The 16,788-nt window shown below is 70.1% G+C and carries 19 protein-coding genes; 9 read left to right on the forward strand and 10 right to left on the reverse strand.

Annotated features, from left to right (window positions below; genetic code table 11):
• Positions 1 to 573 carry an FABP family protein gene (locus tag ABZ906_RS44430; protein WP_361200562.1) on the reverse strand — a complete coding sequence of 191 codons (573 nt, stop codon included), beginning with the start codon at positions 571 to 573 and terminating at the stop codon, positions 1 to 3.
• A 284-nt stretch (positions 574 to 857) separates the two neighbouring features.
• On the opposite strand from ABZ906_RS44430, the gene ABZ906_RS44435 reads away from it, so the two are divergent.
• On the forward strand, positions 858 to 1,220 hold the full coding sequence (locus ABZ906_RS44435) for a DsrE family protein (protein WP_361392912.1): 363 nt from the start codon (positions 858 to 860) through the stop codon (positions 1,218 to 1,220).
• A 37-nt stretch (positions 1,221 to 1,257) separates the two neighbouring features.
• Complete coding sequence (locus ABZ906_RS44440) at positions 1,258 to 1,515, forward strand: DUF3099 domain-containing protein (protein ID WP_361200566.1); 258 nt, start codon at positions 1,258 to 1,260, stop codon at positions 1,513 to 1,515.
• 133 nt (positions 1,516 to 1,648) lie between these two features.
• On the opposite strand, the gene ABZ906_RS44445 is transcribed toward ABZ906_RS44440, so the two are convergent.
• The 7 genes from ABZ906_RS44445 to ABZ906_RS44475 form a co-directional block, all read right to left on the reverse strand.
• Positions 1,649 to 1,936: a DUF1416 domain-containing protein gene (locus tag ABZ906_RS44445; RefSeq protein WP_160505842.1), complete on the reverse strand. Its 288-nt coding sequence runs from the start codon at positions 1,934 to 1,936 to the stop codon at positions 1,649 to 1,651.
• 44 nt (positions 1,937 to 1,980) lie between these two features.
• Positions 1,981 to 2,826, reverse strand: coding sequence for a sulfurtransferase (locus ABZ906_RS44450; protein ID WP_361200568.1), 846 nt, complete (start codon positions 2,824 to 2,826; stop codon positions 1,981 to 1,983).
• Between the two features lie 158 nt (positions 2,827 to 2,984).
• Positions 2,985 to 3,065 carry a putative leader peptide gene (locus tag ABZ906_RS44455; RefSeq protein ID WP_351007875.1) on the reverse strand — a complete coding sequence of 27 codons (81 nt, stop codon included), beginning with the start codon at positions 3,063 to 3,065 and terminating at the stop codon, positions 2,985 to 2,987.
• A 203-nt stretch (positions 3,066 to 3,268) separates the two neighbouring features.
• Positions 3,269 to 4,018: a DUF2993 domain-containing protein gene (locus ABZ906_RS44460; RefSeq protein ID WP_361392914.1), complete on the reverse strand. Its 750-nt coding sequence runs from the start codon at positions 4,016 to 4,018 to the stop codon at positions 3,269 to 3,271.
• Positions 4,019 to 4,154: 136 nt separating this feature from the next.
• Complete coding sequence (locus ABZ906_RS44465) at positions 4,155 to 5,351, reverse strand: hypothetical protein (RefSeq protein WP_361392916.1); 1,197 nt, start codon at positions 5,349 to 5,351, stop codon at positions 4,155 to 4,157.
• Between the two features lie 8 nt (positions 5,352 to 5,359).
• Entirely contained in the window at positions 5,360 to 5,614 is a 255-nt protein-coding gene (locus ABZ906_RS44470; RefSeq protein WP_249589116.1) for a MoaD/ThiS family protein, read from the reverse strand.
• Positions 5,614 to 6,501, reverse strand: a complete 888-nt coding sequence (locus ABZ906_RS44475) for an alpha/beta fold hydrolase (RefSeq protein ID WP_361200576.1) — start codon at positions 6,499 to 6,501, stop codon at positions 5,614 to 5,616. The genes ABZ906_RS44470 and ABZ906_RS44475 overlap by 1 nt, the downstream gene beginning before the upstream one ends.
• A gap of 233 nt (positions 6,502 to 6,734) precedes the next feature.
• On the opposite strand from ABZ906_RS44475, the gene ABZ906_RS44480 reads away from it, so the two are divergent.
• From ABZ906_RS44480 to ABZ906_RS44505, 6 genes are all read left to right on the forward strand, one after another.
• Complete coding sequence (locus tag ABZ906_RS44480) at positions 6,735 to 7,547, forward strand: response regulator transcription factor (RefSeq protein ID WP_361200578.1); 813 nt, start codon at positions 6,735 to 6,737, stop codon at positions 7,545 to 7,547.
• Positions 7,548 to 7,570: 23 nt separating this feature from the next.
• Positions 7,571 to 8,593, forward strand: coding sequence for a LacI family DNA-binding transcriptional regulator (locus ABZ906_RS44485; RefSeq protein WP_361200580.1), 1,023 nt, complete (start codon positions 7,571 to 7,573; stop codon positions 8,591 to 8,593).
• A gap of 129 nt (positions 8,594 to 8,722) precedes the next feature.
• Entirely contained in the window at positions 8,723 to 9,745 is a 1,023-nt protein-coding gene (locus ABZ906_RS44490) for a trypsin-like peptidase domain-containing protein (protein ID WP_361392918.1), read from the forward strand.
• Between the two features lie 36 nt (positions 9,746 to 9,781).
• The gene (locus ABZ906_RS44495; protein WP_361392920.1) at positions 9,782 to 10,003 is read left to right on the forward strand and encodes a hypothetical protein; all 222 of its coding nucleotides are present in this window, start codon (positions 9,782 to 9,784) and stop codon (positions 10,001 to 10,003) included.
• 61 nt (positions 10,004 to 10,064) lie between these two features.
• The gene (locus ABZ906_RS44500) at positions 10,065 to 10,802 is read left to right on the forward strand and encodes a response regulator transcription factor (protein WP_361200586.1); all 738 of its coding nucleotides are present in this window, start codon (positions 10,065 to 10,067) and stop codon (positions 10,800 to 10,802) included.
• 26 nt (positions 10,803 to 10,828) lie between these two features.
• Complete coding sequence (locus ABZ906_RS44505) at positions 10,829 to 12,208, forward strand: HAMP domain-containing sensor histidine kinase (protein ID WP_361392979.1); 1,380 nt, start codon at positions 10,829 to 10,831, stop codon at positions 12,206 to 12,208.
• Between the two features lie 5 nt (positions 12,209 to 12,213).
• Here the strand turns inward: ABZ906_RS44505 and ABZ906_RS44510 are convergent, their stop codons facing one another.
• Complete coding sequence (locus ABZ906_RS44510; protein WP_361392922.1) at positions 12,214 to 13,527, reverse strand: DUF2993 domain-containing protein; 1,314 nt, start codon at positions 13,525 to 13,527, stop codon at positions 12,214 to 12,216.
• A gap of 97 nt (positions 13,528 to 13,624) precedes the next feature.
• Positions 13,625 to 15,445, reverse strand: a complete 1,821-nt coding sequence (locus ABZ906_RS44515) for a bifunctional metallophosphatase/5'-nucleotidase (RefSeq protein WP_361392923.1) — start codon at positions 15,443 to 15,445, stop codon at positions 13,625 to 13,627.
• A 272-nt stretch (positions 15,446 to 15,717) separates the two neighbouring features.
• Here ABZ906_RS44515 and mshD point away from each other — a divergent pair, with 272 nt between their 5' ends.
• On the forward strand, positions 15,718 to 16,641 hold the full coding sequence (mshD, locus tag ABZ906_RS44520; RefSeq protein ID WP_361392925.1) for a mycothiol synthase: 924 nt from the start codon (positions 15,718 to 15,720) through the stop codon (positions 16,639 to 16,641).
• Positions 16,642 to 16,788 lie beyond the last annotated feature (147 nt).

The following is a 16,788-nucleotide window of genomic DNA, read 5'->3' on the forward strand; positions in this document are numbered from 1 at the left end:
CTACTTGAAGAAGGCGATGCCGTCGTCCGGCAGGTCGCCCAGGTTCCGGGCCATCTCGGCGACGTCCTCGGGCGAGACGACCTTCTTCAGCTGCGCCGACATGTACGGACGCAGCGGCACCTCGGGGGTCTGCTTCTCGCCGACCCACATCAGGTCGCCCTTCACGTACCCGTACAGACGCTTGCCGCCGGTGTACGGGCCGGAGGCCGCCGTACGGGCGACCGCGTCCGTGACGATGTCGATCTGGGGCTTCTGGTCGGCGAGCTCGCCGTACCAGACCTCGACGACGCCGTCGTCGCGGACCATGACGGTCTCGACCTTGCGGTCCTTGTCGATGCGCCAGAAGCCCGACTCGGACTCGAGCGGCTTGACCTTGTTGCCCTCGGCGTCGAGCACCCACGTGTGCGAGTGGTACTCGATGAAGTCCCGCCCGTCGTGGGAGAAGGACACTTCCTGCCCGAAGTTCGCCTTCTCGGCGCCGGGGAAGTCGGTGACGCCCGCGCCGGCCCAGTTGCCGAGAAGCCACACGAGGGGCACGAGGTCGGGGTGCAGGTCGGACGGAATCTCGATCATGGGATGCTCAGGCGATCTCTAGGTGGCGTACGGGACGTACGGGGCTCAGCGCTGACCCTGGTACAGCTTCTTCACGGACAGCGCGGCGAACGCGAGAACGCCGACGCAGACCAGAACCAGCAGGGCGGAGAAGAAGGCCTCAAGCACGGGGTGCTCCTCGGTGAGCTATGGGGTGAGCTATGGGGGCAGGTATCAGAGCCGATCCCACTGTAGTCGTGCGCGCCGCTCGCCTCTCTGCGAGGTGGCCTTACGGGTGGCCGCGCGCATGGCCTTACGATGCCGCCATGGCGAAGAAGCTCGTGATCAAGGTGACCGCAGGGGCCGACGCCCCCGAGCGCTGCTCGCAGGCGTTCACGGTGGCGGCGGTGGCCGTGGCCAGCGGCGTCGAGGTCTCCCTCTGGCTGACCGGCGAGTCCGCGTGGTTCGCGCTGCCGGGCCGCGCGGCGGAGTTCGAGCTTCCGCACGCGGCGCCGCTGCCCGACCTGATCGACTCGATCCTGGCGGCGGGCATGGTCACGCTCTGCACTCAGTGCGCGGCGCGCCGCGAGATCACCGAAAAGGACGTGCTCGACGGAGTACGGATCGCGGGCGCACAGGTGTTCGTACAGGAAGCGATGGCGGACGGCACGCAGGCCCTCGTCTACTGATACTGACGGCGGCTCCCTGCGGTCGTACGCTGGAAGCATGCTCGCGCGACGACGCCACGCGTACTTCGCCATGATGGGCACGTGCATCGCCCTGTTCGTCCTGGCGTGGGGAGTCGTGCGTCTCTGGTCCATCCCCGTCGCCGTCGGAATGTGCGTCGTGGCGATGGTGATCCCGCCCCTTGCGGCCATCGTGGCCAACCGCAGAGGCCCGGACGACCGCTGGTGGGACGCTCCGTCGGGCGACTCGAAGTCCGACGAATGGTGGGACGAGCTGGACGGCAAACACCGCCGCTAGCCCCGGCCGCAGCAACAGCATGCACAGCCGTCACGGCCACGACGAATAGACGAATAGCCGAAGGACCGCACCCCGACCCGGTGGCGTCCAACCCCCTGGGGTGCGGCCCTTGGCCGTCAGTGATCCGCTGCCGTCAGACTGCGATGGCCACCTCCGCGAGGCCGCCCGTCTGGGCCACGACCGTGCGGTCGGCCGTGCCGCCCGGGATCAGGGCGCGCAGGGTCCACGTGCCCTCGGCCGCATAGAAGCGGAACTGGCCGGTCGCCGAGGTCGGGACCTCGGCGGTGAACTCGCCGGTCGAGTCGAGCAGACGCACGTAGCCGCTGACGGGCTCGCCGTCGCGGGTCACCTGGCCCTGGATGGTGGTCTCGCCGGGCTTGATCGTCGAGGCGTCGGGTCCGCCGGCCTTCGCTCCACACATATGCGTTCGTCCTTAGCTGGTCACTGCGGGTCGGGAAGAGGGGGTTACTTGTTGGCGCCGAGCTCGATCGGCACGCCGACGAGGGAGCCGTACTCGGTCCAGGAGCCGTCGTAGTTCTTGACGTTGGTCTGGCCGAGCAGCTCGTGCAGGACGAACCAGGTCAGGGCCGAACGCTCACCGATGCGGCAGTACGCGATGGTGTCCTTCGCCAGGTCGACCTGCTCGTCCTCGTAGAGGGCCTTGAGCTCGTCGTCCGACTTGAAGGTGCCGTCGTCGTTGGCGTTCTTCGACCACGGGATGTTGCGCGCGGACGGGACGTGGCCCGGACGCTGCGACTGCTCCTGCGGCAGGTGCGCGGGGGCGAGCAGCTTGCCGCTGAACTCGTCGGGCGAGCGCACGTCGACCAGGTTCTGCGAGCCGATCGCGTTGACGACGTCGTCGCGGAAGGCGCGGATCGAGGCGTCCTGGGGCTTGGCCTTGTAGTCGGTGGCGGGGCGGCTGGGGACCTCGGAGCCGTCGACCAGGTCGCGGGAGTCGAGCTCCCACTTCTTGCGGCCGCCGTCGAGGAGCTTCACGTCCTGGTGGCCGTAGAGCTTGAAGTACCAGAAGGCGTAGGACGCGAACCAGTTGTTGTTGCCGCCGTAGAGGACGACGGTGGTGTCGTTCGCGATGCCCTTGGCCGAGAGGAGCTTCTCGAAGCCCTCCTGGTCGACGAAGTCACGGCGGACCGGGTCCTGGAGGTCGTCGGTCCAGTCGATGCGGATCGCGTTCTTGATGTGGTTCTTGTCGTACGCGGAGGTGTCTTCGTCGACCTCGACGATGGCGACCTTCGGGTCGTCGATGTGGGCCTCGACCCAGTCGGCGTCTACCAGGACGTCGCTGCGGCTCATACTTCTTCTCCTCCGGGGCAGTTACGGCGGGGCTTTGGTGCTGTGCGAGGGGCACGTGCCGGGTACGGGCCGTGATTGCGCGATCGCGCGGCGTACGCGGCACGGGGTGGCCCTGACGAGGTCAACGGGCCGGGAGATGCGGGAGTCGGAGCTCCCGCTCAGAAGGTGCGACAGAGCATGGCGGCGACGCGGCACAGGTCTACTGCCCGCCGCTTCGTGAGGTCCGCCTGTCGCTGCATGCGTCCGATCGTAAGGACGCAAGGGCGGCCGTGTCACCGGGGTGTCGAATGGTGAGACGCGATCATCCACGATGTGGGATCGATAAAGGATTCACGGAACGACGAAGCCGTCCGCGCGGGGGCGGAGGCGCATGTTCACCCCTGCCACATCCATCGCGCGGACGGCTTCGTCTCGTACTGCGGAACGCGGGTCCTTACCGGCCTCAGCCCGCGAGCTTCACGTTCGTGCCCTTGACCGAGATCTCCACGCCGTCCTTCGCCGGCTCCACCTCGTCGATCTTGATGCCGCCCGGCAGACCGGTGACCTTCTCCTCGAAGTCGGTCACATCGCGCACCAGCCCCTCGGGGAGGGGAATCGATACGCCCATGACCTCGAACTTCTTCGGGATCTCGTCGGCGTTCACCTTGATCGTGTCGTTCTCGACCTTGACCGAGCTCATCACGTGCACCGGCTTCGGCAGCTTCGCGCCGCCCTTGCTGACCTCGACCTCGACCTTGATCTTGTTGCCGCCGCCGTCCGAGAGCCCGACCACCTTGCCGGTGGCGCCGAGCGGCAGCTTCACCGGCTCGCCCTGCGCCTGCTTGAGCAGCTCGTCGTACGAGATCAGGGCCGTACCGGTGGCCTCGTCGGCGGTGGCGGAGCTGTAGTCGCCGGAGAACTCGACGCCCTTCATCTCGGCGTTCAGATCGGCGATGCGGATCTTGTCGGAGCCGGACGTGGCGTCGTAGTTCTCGATGCCGATCTCGACGTCGTCGAGCGTGCCCCCGGCGACCTGGGTCAGGAACGGAAAGCCCTTGATGGAGACGTCGGGCGTCTCGCTGAGCCCCTCGCTGGTACGCAGCTTCTCCGCCGCCTCGTCCTCCGCGAAGCCGACCGCCAGGCGGTCGGCGGCCACGAAGAGGCCCCCCAGGATCACGACGAGGATCAGCAGTATTCGTACGGCGCGCTTCATGTCCGGTGTTCCCCCACCTTGTCCCCCGACTCAACTGACGTTTGCCGCGAGCCTAAAGGACAGGTCCCCGGCGGGAGCTCCCGGCCGGGGACCTGTCGATCAGCTGTGACGATCAGCTGTGCGGTCGGCTGTGCGGTCAGCCGATGGCCCGCCCCAGGAGGTAGACCGCCGGGGCCGCCGCCGCGAGCGGCAGGGCCACGCCCGCCGTCATGTGCACGAAGCGCGACGGGTAGTCGTAGCTGGCGACCCGGTGGCCGATCAGCGCGCAGACACCGGCACCGAGGCCGAGCAGCGCGCCCTTGCTGCCGAAGTCCGTCATGCCGCCGACGGCGATCCCCGCCCCGGCGGCCGCGAGCAGCGCGACGACGACGGACGCGGGCGTCGGCAGGGGCAGCGCGCGGGCGATCACGGCGACGGCGACGGCGATGCCGCCCGCCGTCACGGCGTCGGCCGTGGCCGCGAGGTGCCCGGTCGCGATGATCGCGAGCGCGGAGGACGCCACGGTCGCCATGAGACCGGCCATCCGCTCGTCCGCGGAGGCGCGGCTGCGCAACTGGAGGACCAGGACGAGCAGCACCCAGACGCCGAGGGTGCCGAGGATCGCGGCGGGCGCGTTCTCCTTGCCGGTGGCCAGCAGCGCGATGTCGGCGACGACACCGCCCAGGAAGGCGAGCGCGATGCCCTGCCGGGCGGGCCACATCCCGTTGAGCCGGAACCATCCGGCGGCGGTGACGGCTTGCAGAAGGATCAGCGGTACGAGGAGTGCGTACTGCCCGACGGCGGCGGTACCGGCGAGCAGCAGCCCGAGGATCGCGGTCAGGGCGGCGGGCTGGATCCCCGGCTCTATGATCGGCGACCGCCCTTCGGCCCGGGCGCGCTGGGCGTCGGTGACACGGGGGTTGCCGGTGGTGGTGGCGGGGCCGTAGGTGGCGGACGATTCGCTGTCGTCCGCTGCCATGGGCGCGCGCCCCTCGGGTCGGGGCGCCGGGGAGGGCTCCCCGTACCCCTGCGGGGGCAGATACGCCGTCTCCGTCACGTCCACCACGGGTGAGGGCTGGACCTGCGTGTCCCAGGTCTGCCCCTCCCACTGCTGGGTGTACGCGTCGTGGGCGTACGGCTGCTGCGGCTGCTGCGGGTACTGCTGCGGCTGCTGGTACTGGTACTGCTGTTGGGCGTACTGCTGCTCAGGGGCGTACTGCTGCTGCGGCTGCTGCTGTGCCTGCTCGGGCGGATAGGGCTGCTGCCCCTGCTCAGGGGGATATCCCTGCTGGTAGGGGTCATGGTCCCCGTACCGCTGATACCCCTCGTACCCCTCATAGCGCGGATCGCTCATATCGCTGCTCACCCTCCTGCGAACGGCGGGAGCACCTCGACCGTGCCGCCCTCGGCCAGCCGTACCGTCTCATGCCCGCGGGTACCCACGGGGTCGCCGTCGATGAGGAACGAGCATCGCTGCAGTACACGGACGAGCTCACCGGGGTGTCGCTCGCGTGCCGCGTCCAGCGCCTCGGCCAGTGTCGTCGCGGCGTACGGCTCCTCCGCGACGCCTGCGGCTGCTTTGGCCGCGGCCCAATAACGAATGGTGCCGTTCACCATCACAGCTCCTCTCCTTCGGCGATCGCCGACCCTTCGGCGATTGCCGACGTCCATGATGCCGTGGCCCACTCGGCGATCCGACCGAGCAGTGCGTCGTCCGCCGCGTTCTCCGCGTGCCCCATGCCCGCCTCCAGCCAGAGCTCGGCCCCGCCCTCCGCCGCGGCGGCCAGCATCCGGGGATGATCCACGGGGAAATACGGGTCCCGGTCGCCGTGCACGATCAGGAGCGGCGTCGGCGCGATCAGCGGGACCGATTCCACCGGCGAGAGGGGGACGGGGTCCCACTCGTGCGGGTGGATTCGCGTGCGCAGGCCGAAGCGGCCCACCGCGCGTCCCAGGGGCCGCGTCACCACCCAGTGCAGCCGCCGCATCGGCGCCGTCCCCCGGTAGAACCAACGGGCCGGAGCGCTCACGGCCACCACCGCGTCAACCCGCGCTTCCGTGCGCCCCCCGTGCGCGGCGCCGGCCAGGGCCGCGTGCCGGAGCACCACGGAACCGCCCATCGAGAAACCCACGGTCACCACCCGCGTATGGCCGAAGGACCGCGCCCACTCCACCGCGGCCGCCAGATCGAGCACCTCGCGGTCGCCGACCGTGGAGAGCCCGCCGGACGCCCCGTGCCCCCGGAAGGAGAACGTGATCACGGCCGCACGCTGCGCGAACACACCGGCCGCGCGGCGCACGTGCGGCCGGTCGACGCCGCCCGTGAAGCCGTGCGCGAGCACGATCGCGAGCTCTCCGGCCGGGTCGGGACCGGGCTTGTACTCGGCCTCGACGGCGACTCCGTCCTGTGTACGGAGCGTGGCGCGGCGTTGAACGCGGGGCGGAGTGCGAGTGATCGGTGGCACAGAAGATCCCGCCGCTTGGCCTGCCGAACCGGAAGTCATGTGGGCTATTCTCCTTGGCAGAGGATCCGGGCAGCGAAGCCCCCGGGTCCTTTCGTGCTTTCAGGCACGTTGTCCACGACGGCGTGCAGGGCCCCGGGCGCGGGCCCGGGAACCACGGCAGTAATCAGTACGAAGCAGTGCCGTAAACGTCCTCGCAGGGACCGAGGAGGAACCGACGTTATGGGCGAGCGAACCGTGCACCACCGTAGGACGACCCAGGCGGGTGAGCAGCGATGAGTTCTCTGCTGCTCCTTACCAATGCCCTTCAGCCGTCGACGGAGGTGCTTCCCGCTCTCGGCCTGTTGCTGCACAACGTGCGGGTCGCCCCCGCCGAAGGCCCGGCCCTCGTCGACACCCCCGGTGCCGACGTCATCCTGATCGACGGCCGCCGTGACCTGCCGCAGGTCCGCAGCCTCTGCCAGCTTCTCCGCTCCACGGGACCCGGCTGTCCGCTGGTCCTCGTCGTCACGGAGGGCGGCCTCGCGGCCGTCACCGCGGACTGGGGCATCGACGACGTACTTCTCGACACGGCGGGCCCCGCCGAGGTCGAGGCGCGGCTCCGCCTGGCGATGGGCCGCCAGTCGATCACCGCCGACGACTCCCCCATGGAGATCCGCAACGGCGATCTCTCCGTGGACGAGGCGACGTACAGCGCGAAGCTGAAGGGCCGGGTCCTCGACCTGACCTTCAAGGAGTTCGAGCTGCTCAAGTATCTGGCGCAGCATCCGGGGCGCGTCTTCACGCGGGCCCAGCTGCTCCAGGAGGTCTGGGGCTACGACTACTTCGGCGGCACGCGCACGGTCGACGTCCACGTACGACGGCTGCGCGCGAAGCTCGGCGTCGAGCACGAGTCGCTCATCGGCACCGTCCGGAATGTCGGCTATCGCTTCGTCACTCCGGAGAAGGTCGAACGTGCGGCCGACGAGAAGAAGGCGAAGGCCGCGGCCCCGAAGGCCGAGGGCGAGCGCGAAGGTGCCTCCGTCGAGAAGGCGGCCGCGGCCGTGATCGCGCCGAAGGAAGCTGCCGTACGCCCTGCCCAGCGGTAGTTCCATCCGCGTAGACTCCGCGCGTGGCCAAGGTGACTCGGGATGACGTTGCACGACTTGCGGGTACTTCCACCGCCGTCGTCAGCTACGTCATCAACAACGGACCTAGGCCGGTTGCCCCGGCCACGCGCGAGCGTGTACTCGCCGCGATCAAAGAGCTGGGGTACCGGCCCGACCGGGTCGCCCAGGCCATGGCGTCGCGGCGGACCGACCTCATAGGCATGATCGTGCCGGACGCGCGCCAGCCGTTCTTCGCGGAGATGACGCATGCCGTGGAGCAGGCGGCTTCCGAGCGCGGAAAAATGGTCCTCGTCGGCAACACGGACTACGTGGACGAGCGCGAGGCCCACTATCTGCGGGCGTTCCTCGGCATGCGGGTCTCCGGTCTGATCCTCGTCAGCCATGGTCTGACGGATCAGGCCGCCGCGGAGATCGACGCATGGGACGCGCGGGTCGTGCTCCTTCACGAGCGGCCCGAGGCGATCGACGACGTCGCCGTCGTCACGGACGACCTCGGTGGCGCCCAGCTGGCCACCCGGCACCTTCTCGAACACGGGCACGAGTGGGTGGCCTGCGTCGGCGGCACCGCCGAGACCCCGACCGTCGGTGACCCCGTCTCCGACCACGTCGAGGGGTGGCGGCGGGCCATGCGGGAAGCCGGGCGGTCGGTGGAGGGGCGGCTCTTCGAGGCTCCGTACAACCGCTATGACGCGTATCAGATGGCGCTGAAGCTCCTGGCCAAGCCCGACCGGCCGACGGCCGTCTTCTGCTCCACCGACGACCAGGCGATCGGTGTGCTGCGGGCCGCGCGGGAGCTGCGTATCGACGTGCCGGATCAATTGGCCGTCGCCGGGTTCGACGACGTCAAGGAGGCGGGGCTCACGGACCCGCCGCTGACGACGGTGGCCTCGGACAGGCCCGCGATGGCGCGGGCGGCGGTCGACCTCGTCCTGGACGACGGTCTCCGGGTGGCCGGGTCGCGCCGGGAGCGGCTGAAGCTGTTTCCGTCGCGTCTGGTGGTCCGGCAGTCCTGCGGTTGCAGCTGAAACAAAGGGTGGGCGGGTGGGGGAGATCCGCCGCCCAACGGCGCGCTTTATATGGGGCATACGCACTTCTATTGGCGTTCTCAGGGCACACTCAGCCCGCTCTCATGAAGCCCCCGCAGCCTAGAACCCATGACCGACACCTTCCGCCACAGCGGCGAGTACCCCCAGCAGCAGCAGTCGTCAGCGCCTGTTCACCATGGCGGTACGCAGGGCGCGTACCCGCCCCCGCCCGCTTTCGCACCGGAAGCGCCCCCGAAGCCCCCGCGCCGGCGGGCCAAGGGCCCCCTCGCCCTCCTCGCCGCCGTCGCCATCGCGGCAGCGGCGGTGGGCGGCGGCACCGCGTACGCCTTCCAGGAGCTGACCGGCAAGGACGGCACGTCGACCAGCGCCACCAACACGAACGTCGTGCCCACCAGCCAGAAGGGCACCGTCTCCGGCGTCGCTCAGGCGGTCAGCCCGAGCATCGTGGAGATCAGCGCGAAGTCGGACTCCGGTGAGGCCACCGGCTCCGGCGTGATCATCACGGACGACGGCGAGATCGTCACCAACAACCACGTGATCTCCGGCGCCACGTCGGTCAAGGTGACGACGAACGACGGCAAGTCGTACGACGCCAAGGTCGTCGGCACCGACAGCAAGAAGGACCTGGCGCTGATCAAGCTCCAGGACGCCTCCGGCCTCAAGGCCGCGAGCCTCGGCAACTCCGACAACGTCAAGATCGGCGACAACGTCGTGGCGATCGGCTCCCCCGAGGGCCTGACCGGCACCGTCACCAGCGGCATCATCTCCGCGCTCGACCGCGACGTCACCGTGTCGACGGACGAGGACCAGGGACAGCAGCAGCAACAGCAGGGCGGCGGCTGGCCCTTCGAGTACGGCGGCGAGCAGTTCAACGGCGACACCGGGTCGTCGAAGACCACGTACAAGGCACTCCAGACCGACGCCTCGCTCAACCCGGGCAACTCCGGCGGCGCGCTCATCGACATGAACGGCAACATCATCGGCATCAACTCCGCGATGTACTCGCCCAGTTCGTCGTCGCAGAGCGGCGCGCAGGCGAGCTCGTCCGGCAGCGTGGGCCTCGGCTTCGCCATACCGATCAACACCGTCAAGGCCGATCTGGACACCCTGCGGGCCGGCTCGACCGACTGACCCCCGACCACTCCCCCGGAGCACCTGGAGGCCGCCATGCCCGGACCACTGATCACCGTCAACCGCGCCCGGCACGCCCTCGCCGTCACCCTCGGCTGGGGCCGGCCCGACACCGACCCTGCGGGGCTCGGCCTCCCGCTCGCCGTGGCCCGCGAACTGCACGGCGCCTCGCCCTCGCAGGGGCGCGCGCCCGAAGTGGCCACGGCGGCGTCCCGGCCCGCCGCACGCCGCAAGCCCCGCGCGCGCGTGCGAGGCTGATACCGGCCCCGTCCGACCGTCCGACCCGCGCCCGGACCCGTACCCGAGGAAGTCACAGCCGATGAGCCCCGCCGAAGGCGAGCAGCAGCAGCGCATCTTGATCGTCGACGACGAGCCCGCGGTGCGGGAGGCGCTTCAGCGCAGCCTCGCCTTCGAGGGCTACGGCACGGAGGTCGCCGTCGACGGCGCCGACGCCCTGGAGAAGGCGGCGGCCTACCGCCCCGACCTCGTCGTGCTCGACATCCAGATGCCCCGCATGGACGGCCTCACCGCCGCGCGGCGGCTGCGCGCGACCGGCTCCCTGACGCCCATCCTGATGCTCACCGCGCGCGACACGGTCGGTGACCGCGTCACGGGGCTCGACGCGGGCGCCGACGACTACCTGGTCAAGCCCTTCGAGCTCGACGAGCTCTTCGCCCGCATCCGGGCCCTGCTGCGGCGCAGTTCGTACGCCGCGACCGCCGGACAGGCCGAGGAGGGCGACACGCTCGCCTTCGGTGACCTGCGGATGGACCTCGCGACCCGCGAGGTCACTCGCGGGGCGCGCACGGTGGAGCTGACCCGCACGGAGTTCACCCTCCTCGAGATGTTCCTCGCGCATCCCCGCCAGGTGCTCACGCGGGAGCAGATCCTGAAGGCGGTCTGGGGCTTCGACTTCGAGCCGTCCTCCAACTCCCTCGACGTGTACGTCATGTACCTGCGCCGCAAGACGGAGGCGGCCGGCGAACCCCGCCTCGTTCATACGGTGCGGGGTGTGGGGTACGTCCTCCGGCCGGGTTCTGGCGGGGGCGCCGAGTGAGCAGGTTCTTCCAGCGGTACAGCTCGATGCCGTTGCGCTCGCGGCTCGCGTTGCTCGTGGCGTGCGCGGTGGCCCTCGCGGTGGCCGCCGTCGCGGTGTCGTGCTGGCTCCTGACCCGCTCGCAACTGCGGGAGCAGATGGACGCCTCGTTGCGCAGCCTCAACGTCGGTGCGCCCTACCTGGCGGACACGGTCGCCCCCTGCCGTGACACGCACAGCTCTCCCAACGACAAGACGGCGCCCGGCACCACGACGGTGTTCGTGCAGGTCGTCCAGGTGGACGGCACGCGCTGCGTGGGACGCGGCTCCACACCCGTGGTGGTGGAGCAGAGCGATCTGCAGGTGGCCCAGGGCATTCGCGAGCAGTCCCTGCACGACGGCGAGACCGACGACGGCCAGTCGGTACGCGTCCTGACGCAGGTGCAGGGCAACTTCGTGGTGTCCCTATCCCGCCCGCTCTCCGAGGTCGACACCCCCCTGAACAAGCTCGCGCTGCTGCTCGCGGCAGCGGCCGGCATCGGCGTACTCGGCGCAGGCGCCGCCGGTCTCTGGGTGGCCCGGACCGGGCTTCGCCCGGTGGACGAGCTGACCGCGGCCGTCGAGCACGTGGCCCGCACGGAGGATCTGAACCTCAGAATCCCCGCCGAGGGCGACGACGAGATCGCCCGGCTTTCCCGCTCCTTCAACTCCATGACCGCCTCGCTCGCCTCGTCCCGCGACCTCCAGCAGCAGCTCATCGCGGACGCGGGCCACGAGCTACGCACCCCCCTGACCTCGCTGCGTACGAACATCGAGTTGCTCGCCCGCAGCGAGGAGACGGGACGGGCCATCCCTCCCGACGACCGCAAGGCCCTGCTCGCCTCCGTCACGGCGCAGATGACCGAACTGGCGGCGCTGATCGGCGATTTGCAGGAGCTGTCGCGCACGGACGCGGGACAGAACGGCAAGGTGCAGGTCGTCGCCCTGCACGAGATCGTGGAGACCGCCCTGGAGCGGGCCCGGCTGCGCGGCCCCGAGCTGACGTTCGCCGCGGACCTCGCCCCCTGGTACGTACGTGCCGAGCCCCCGGCCCTGGAGCGGGCCATCGTGAACATCCTGGACAACGCCGTGAAGTTCGGGCCCCCCGGCTCCGCGGTCGAGGTGGCCCTGAAGGACGGCGCGCTGACCGTACGCGATCACGGCCCCGGCATCCCGGCCGACGAGCTCCCGTACGTCTTCGACCGGTTCTGGCGTTCTCCGTCGGCCCGCAGTCTCCCCGGTTCGGGCCTCGGCCTGTCGATCGTGGCGCGGACCGTGCACCAGTCGGGCGGCGAGGTCACGCTCCGGCGGGCCGAGGGCGAGGGCGGGACCGTGGCCACCGTCCGTCTGCCGGGGGCGCCCACCCCGCCCCCCGCCGCCACCGCGTAACCCCGCTACTTGCCGATGCTCAGGCCCGTCCCGGTGAGCCGCACCCGGATCCCGTCCTTCTGGACGTTCACGTCCTTGAGCCACACGTGCCCGTCCCCCGGCAGCTTCGGCAGCTGGAAGGCGAGGGTCAGGCGGTCGGCGAGGACGGGGCGGGTGAGCTGGGAGAGGCCCTTGAGCAGCGCCGGGTCCAGGCCGAGCTTCTTCAGGAGCTCGGGGTGGCCCATGGCGACGTCGATGAGGTTGAGGCCCATCACGTCGTTGACGAAGCGGGGGGAGCCGACGAGTTCGTTCAGCTTGGTGTCGCTCTTCAGGGCGCCGCTGACCACGGAGTCCGATACGCCGAGCCGCTTGACGATCGACGGCACGGAGAGCAGCGCCTTCGCCTTGGCCGTCTCCTTGGAGAGGCGGTCGGCGGAGGCCTGGCTGAGGTGCAGGCCCTCGGACTCGCGGGTGCCGGGCCGGTAGGTGGCCAGGTCGCCGATCTGGAGGCTCATCCGGCCGATGTCGGTGGAGATGCCGCGGTCGCCGTTGCGCTCGATGCGGGCGTCGGCGCGCAGCTTCAGGTCGTGGCCGGCGACGGGCAGCGTGCCGCGCGCGAGGACCTGGTCGTGGCCGTGGCCGGTGAACGTGACCTGCGACGCGCCCAGTTCGCGGTTGAGGTCGTCGAAGGAGAGCAGCACCTCGCCGTTCATCTCGCTGATGCGGGCGCCCTTGATGTCGGTGGCACCGTCACCGGTGATCTTGACGTCATTGGCGGTGGCGGAGACCTGGGCGAGCGAGATCCGGTCGGCGGCGACGTCCGGGACGGTGACCTTGACCTTGTCCACGCGCTTGTCGAAGACCTGGGTCAGGAAGGGGAAGCCCTCGATCTCGACCTCGGGAGCCGCGCTCAGGTGCATGGAGTCCTTGAGCTTGTCCGCGGCCTCGTGCTCGGCGTAGAGCAGGGCCCAGCGGTCGCCGAGCGCGAGGAAGGCGGCGAGTACGACGAGGGCGACGACGGCCTTCGCGGCGAGCGGGAGTCCGGCGAACCGGTTCCGGCGGCGGCTGCGGTTGCCGCGGCGGTGGTTCGGCGGCTGCCAGGGAGCGTCCGACGTGTCGGCTTCGTCCTCGGCGTCAGCGTCGTCCGCCTCGTGGAGGAACTGCTCCAGCGGGTTCGGCGTCGCGAGGGCGGCGAGCTCGTCGTACGGGTTGAGCGGTGCGGTGGTCTCTACCGCCTCGTACGGTGCTTCTGGGGGAACCGATTCGGCGTGCCAACCATCAGACGGATGAGCCTGGTTGTGATCGGGCGGAAGCGTGGCTATGCGGTGGGGGGAACGCATCAGCTGATTTCACCATACGTTCACACCCCACCCCAAGCCTTACGTCCAGTAACGACCGATATGAGCCACTTACTCTGTGGCGCTGTTAACGGGTCGTTCACTTCACGATGGTGATCCTGTCCGCCTTGGGCGGCGCGATCGGCTTGTCCGCCGTGGAGTTGGCCGTCAGGTAGTCGTTGAACGCCTTCAGGTCATCGCTGCCGACCAGCGGCTTCGTGCCCTTGCCGAGCTCGGCGAAGCCGTCGCCGCCGCCCGCCAGGAAGGAGTTCATCGCCACACGGTACGTGGCGGCCGGATCGATCGCCGAACCGCCCAGCTTGATCGAGTCCGTCACGACACGATCGGCACCGGACTTCGTCATGTCGAGCGTGTACGTCAGGCCGTCCGAGATCTGCAGAATCTTCGGGGATGCCTCGTTCGACCCGCTGACCTGCTGCTTGAGCCCGGTGATCAGCTGCGCTCCGGTCAGGTCGACCAGATTGACCGTGTTGCTGAACGGCTGCACGGTGAAGCCCTCGCCGTACGTCACGACGCCGTCGCCCTCGCTCCCGCTCGCCTTGTGGACGAGGTCGGAGCGGATGCCGCCGGGGTTCATCAGCGCCAGATCCGTCTCGGGGTCGAGCGACTTGCCGTGCGCGAGCTGCGCGTCCGCGATGAGGTCGCCGAGCGGCGCCTCGGGCACTCCGGCGCCACGGCCGGGGATGTCGGCGGAGATGTAGCCGACCGGCTTGTTGGCCACCGGCGCGGCCAGCTTGTCCCAGCGGGAGATGAGCGAGGTCATGTCGGGCGCCTTCGCCTGCTCCCGGCTGACCACGTGGTTCGCCGACTTCACGCTCGTACGGACGATGTCCTTGGTCTTGCGGTCGTACGTGAGCGTCGTGTCCGTGTAGAGCTTCCCGAAGGACGAGGCGGACGTGACCATGCGGGGCTTGCCCGAGGGGTCCGGGATCGTGCAGACGTACGCGTTGTGCGTGTGCCCGGTGACCAGCGCGTCGACCTTGGGCGTGATGCCCTTGGCGATGGTGGTGATGGGCCCGGAGATGCCGTCGCCCGCGCCCGGCGAGTCACAGTTGTAGTTGTAGGTCTGCGAGGCGGGGACGCCGCCCTCGTGGAGGAGCGTGACGATCGACTTCACGCCCTGCTTGTCGAGGATCTTGGCGTACTTGTTGACCGTCTCGATCTCGTCGTGGAACTTCAGCCCCTTGACGCCGTCGGCGGAAACGATGTCGGGCGTGCCCTCCAGGGTCACGCCGATGAAGCCGACCTTCACGCCCTTGTGCTTCCACACCCAGTAGGGCTTGAGGATGGGCTTGCCCGTCTTCTCGTCGGTCACGTTGGCCGCGAGGTAGGGGTAGTCCGCCCCCTTGAACTTCTTGCCCTTCTCGAAGCAGCCGTCCTTGGGGTGACAGCCGCCCTTCTGCATGCGGGCCAGCTCCTTGGCCCCCTCGTCGAACTCGTGGTTGCCGACGCTGGTGACGTCGAGGCCGAGCTTGTTCATCGCCTCGACGGTCGGCTCGTCGTGGAACAGGCCGGAGAGCAGCGGGCTCGCCCCGATGAGGTCACCGGCCGCCGCCGTGACGCTGTAGGGGTTGCCCTTGCGGGCCGTACGAAGAGACGTGGCGAGGTACTCGGCGCCGCCCGCGTCGATCTTCTTCTCGGTCCCGTCGGGCTGCTTCTCCGTCACCTGGCCCGACGATCCCGCCGGGGGCTGGAGATTGCCGTGGAAGTCGTTGAAGGAAAGCAGCTGCACGTCGACGGTGCGCTTCTTGCCCGACGCACCTGCCTTGCCTGCGTTGTCCTGCCCGGCGTTCGCGGGCAGCGCGGCGACCAGCGCACCGAGCGTGGCGAGACCGGCAGCGGCGGCGAGCACCCGGGTGGCGCGGCGTCTTGGCCGACGTGGCTGAGGTGTGGCTGGCACGTGTCCCCCTGGAAGAGGTGTGAGACGGCTGAGGGTGTGAAACTCCGTGCGCAGCCTAAAGTCAACGCGCGTAGCGCGACAGGGGGTTACGGGTTACGAGGTGGTTGCCATCGGGGGCGCTCCCGCGCCGCCGGGAGGTTCGTGACGGCGTACGGGGGCGGAGGCGGCCGGGTGCGGTGCCACGAGCGCGTACGCCGTGGCGCACTCCCCCGTGAGCCGCGGGTACGTCCGTGTTCTGCTCCCCGGGCGGCCACCGCCGTACCCTCGACTCCATGACTGACGAGCAGCAGCCTCCCGCCTCCCTGCGGCAGATCGACACGGTCGCCGCCCTCACCTCCGACCAGGCCGACGCCGTGCTCGGGCTGATCGCGGAAGCCGCCCGCACGGACGGCCAGCAGGCCGTGTCCGAGCAGGGGCGGCTTCAGCTGCGCGGCGGGGAGCGGGACGGGGTGCGGCATCTGCTGCTCAGCGTCGGCAGCGAGCTCATCGGGTACGCGCAGCTTGAGGACACCGACCCGATCGAGGCCCCCGCCGCCGAGCTCGTCGTGCACCCCGCGCACCGGGGCCGCGGGCACGGCCGCGCGCTCGGCACGGCGCTGCTCGCCGAGTCGGGCCGCCGGCTGCGGATCTGGGCGCACGGCGGGCACTCGGCGGCGCGGCACCTGGCCCAGGTGCTCGGGCTCACGCTCTTCCGCGAACTGCGGCAGATGCGGCGTTCGTTGGGCGACCTGGACCTGCCCGAACCCGTCCTCCCCGAGGGCGTCTGCGTACGCGCCTTCGTCCCCGGCCAGGACGACGCGGCCTGGCTCGCGGTGAACGCCGACGCCTTCGCCCACCATCCCGAGCAGGGTTCCCTGACCCAGCGCGACCTGGACGACCGCAAGGCCGAGCCGTGGTTCGACCCGGCGGGCTTCTTCCTGGCCGAGAAGGACGGCGAGCTCGTCGGATTCCACTGGACCAAGGTGCACGCGGACGAGGGCCTCGGCGAGGTGTACGTCCTCGGGGTGCGGTCGGGCGCGCAGGGCGGCGGCCTCGGCAAGGCGCTGACGACGATCGGCCTGAACCACCTGGCGCAGGCGGGCCTGCCGACGGCGATGCTGTACGTGGACGCGGACAACAAGGCAGCGGTGAGCGTCTACGAACGGCTCGGGTTCATCACGCACGAGACGGACCTGATGTACCGCACGGAGTCCTGAGCGCCGACGGAGTCCTGAGCGGCGGACGAACAGAGGAAGGGCGCGGGGGGGGGCCCCCGGGGGACCCCCCCCCCCCCAGGGGGTGGGCCCGCCCCGCGGCGGGGGGGCGCGGGGCCGGGCGCGGCCTTATGGCGCCCCCCCCGCCCG

It is taken from the genome of Streptomyces sp. NPDC046925 (genome assembly GCF_040644915.1).
Taxonomy (GTDB): domain Bacteria; phylum Actinomycetota; class Actinomycetes; order Streptomycetales; family Streptomycetaceae; genus Streptomyces.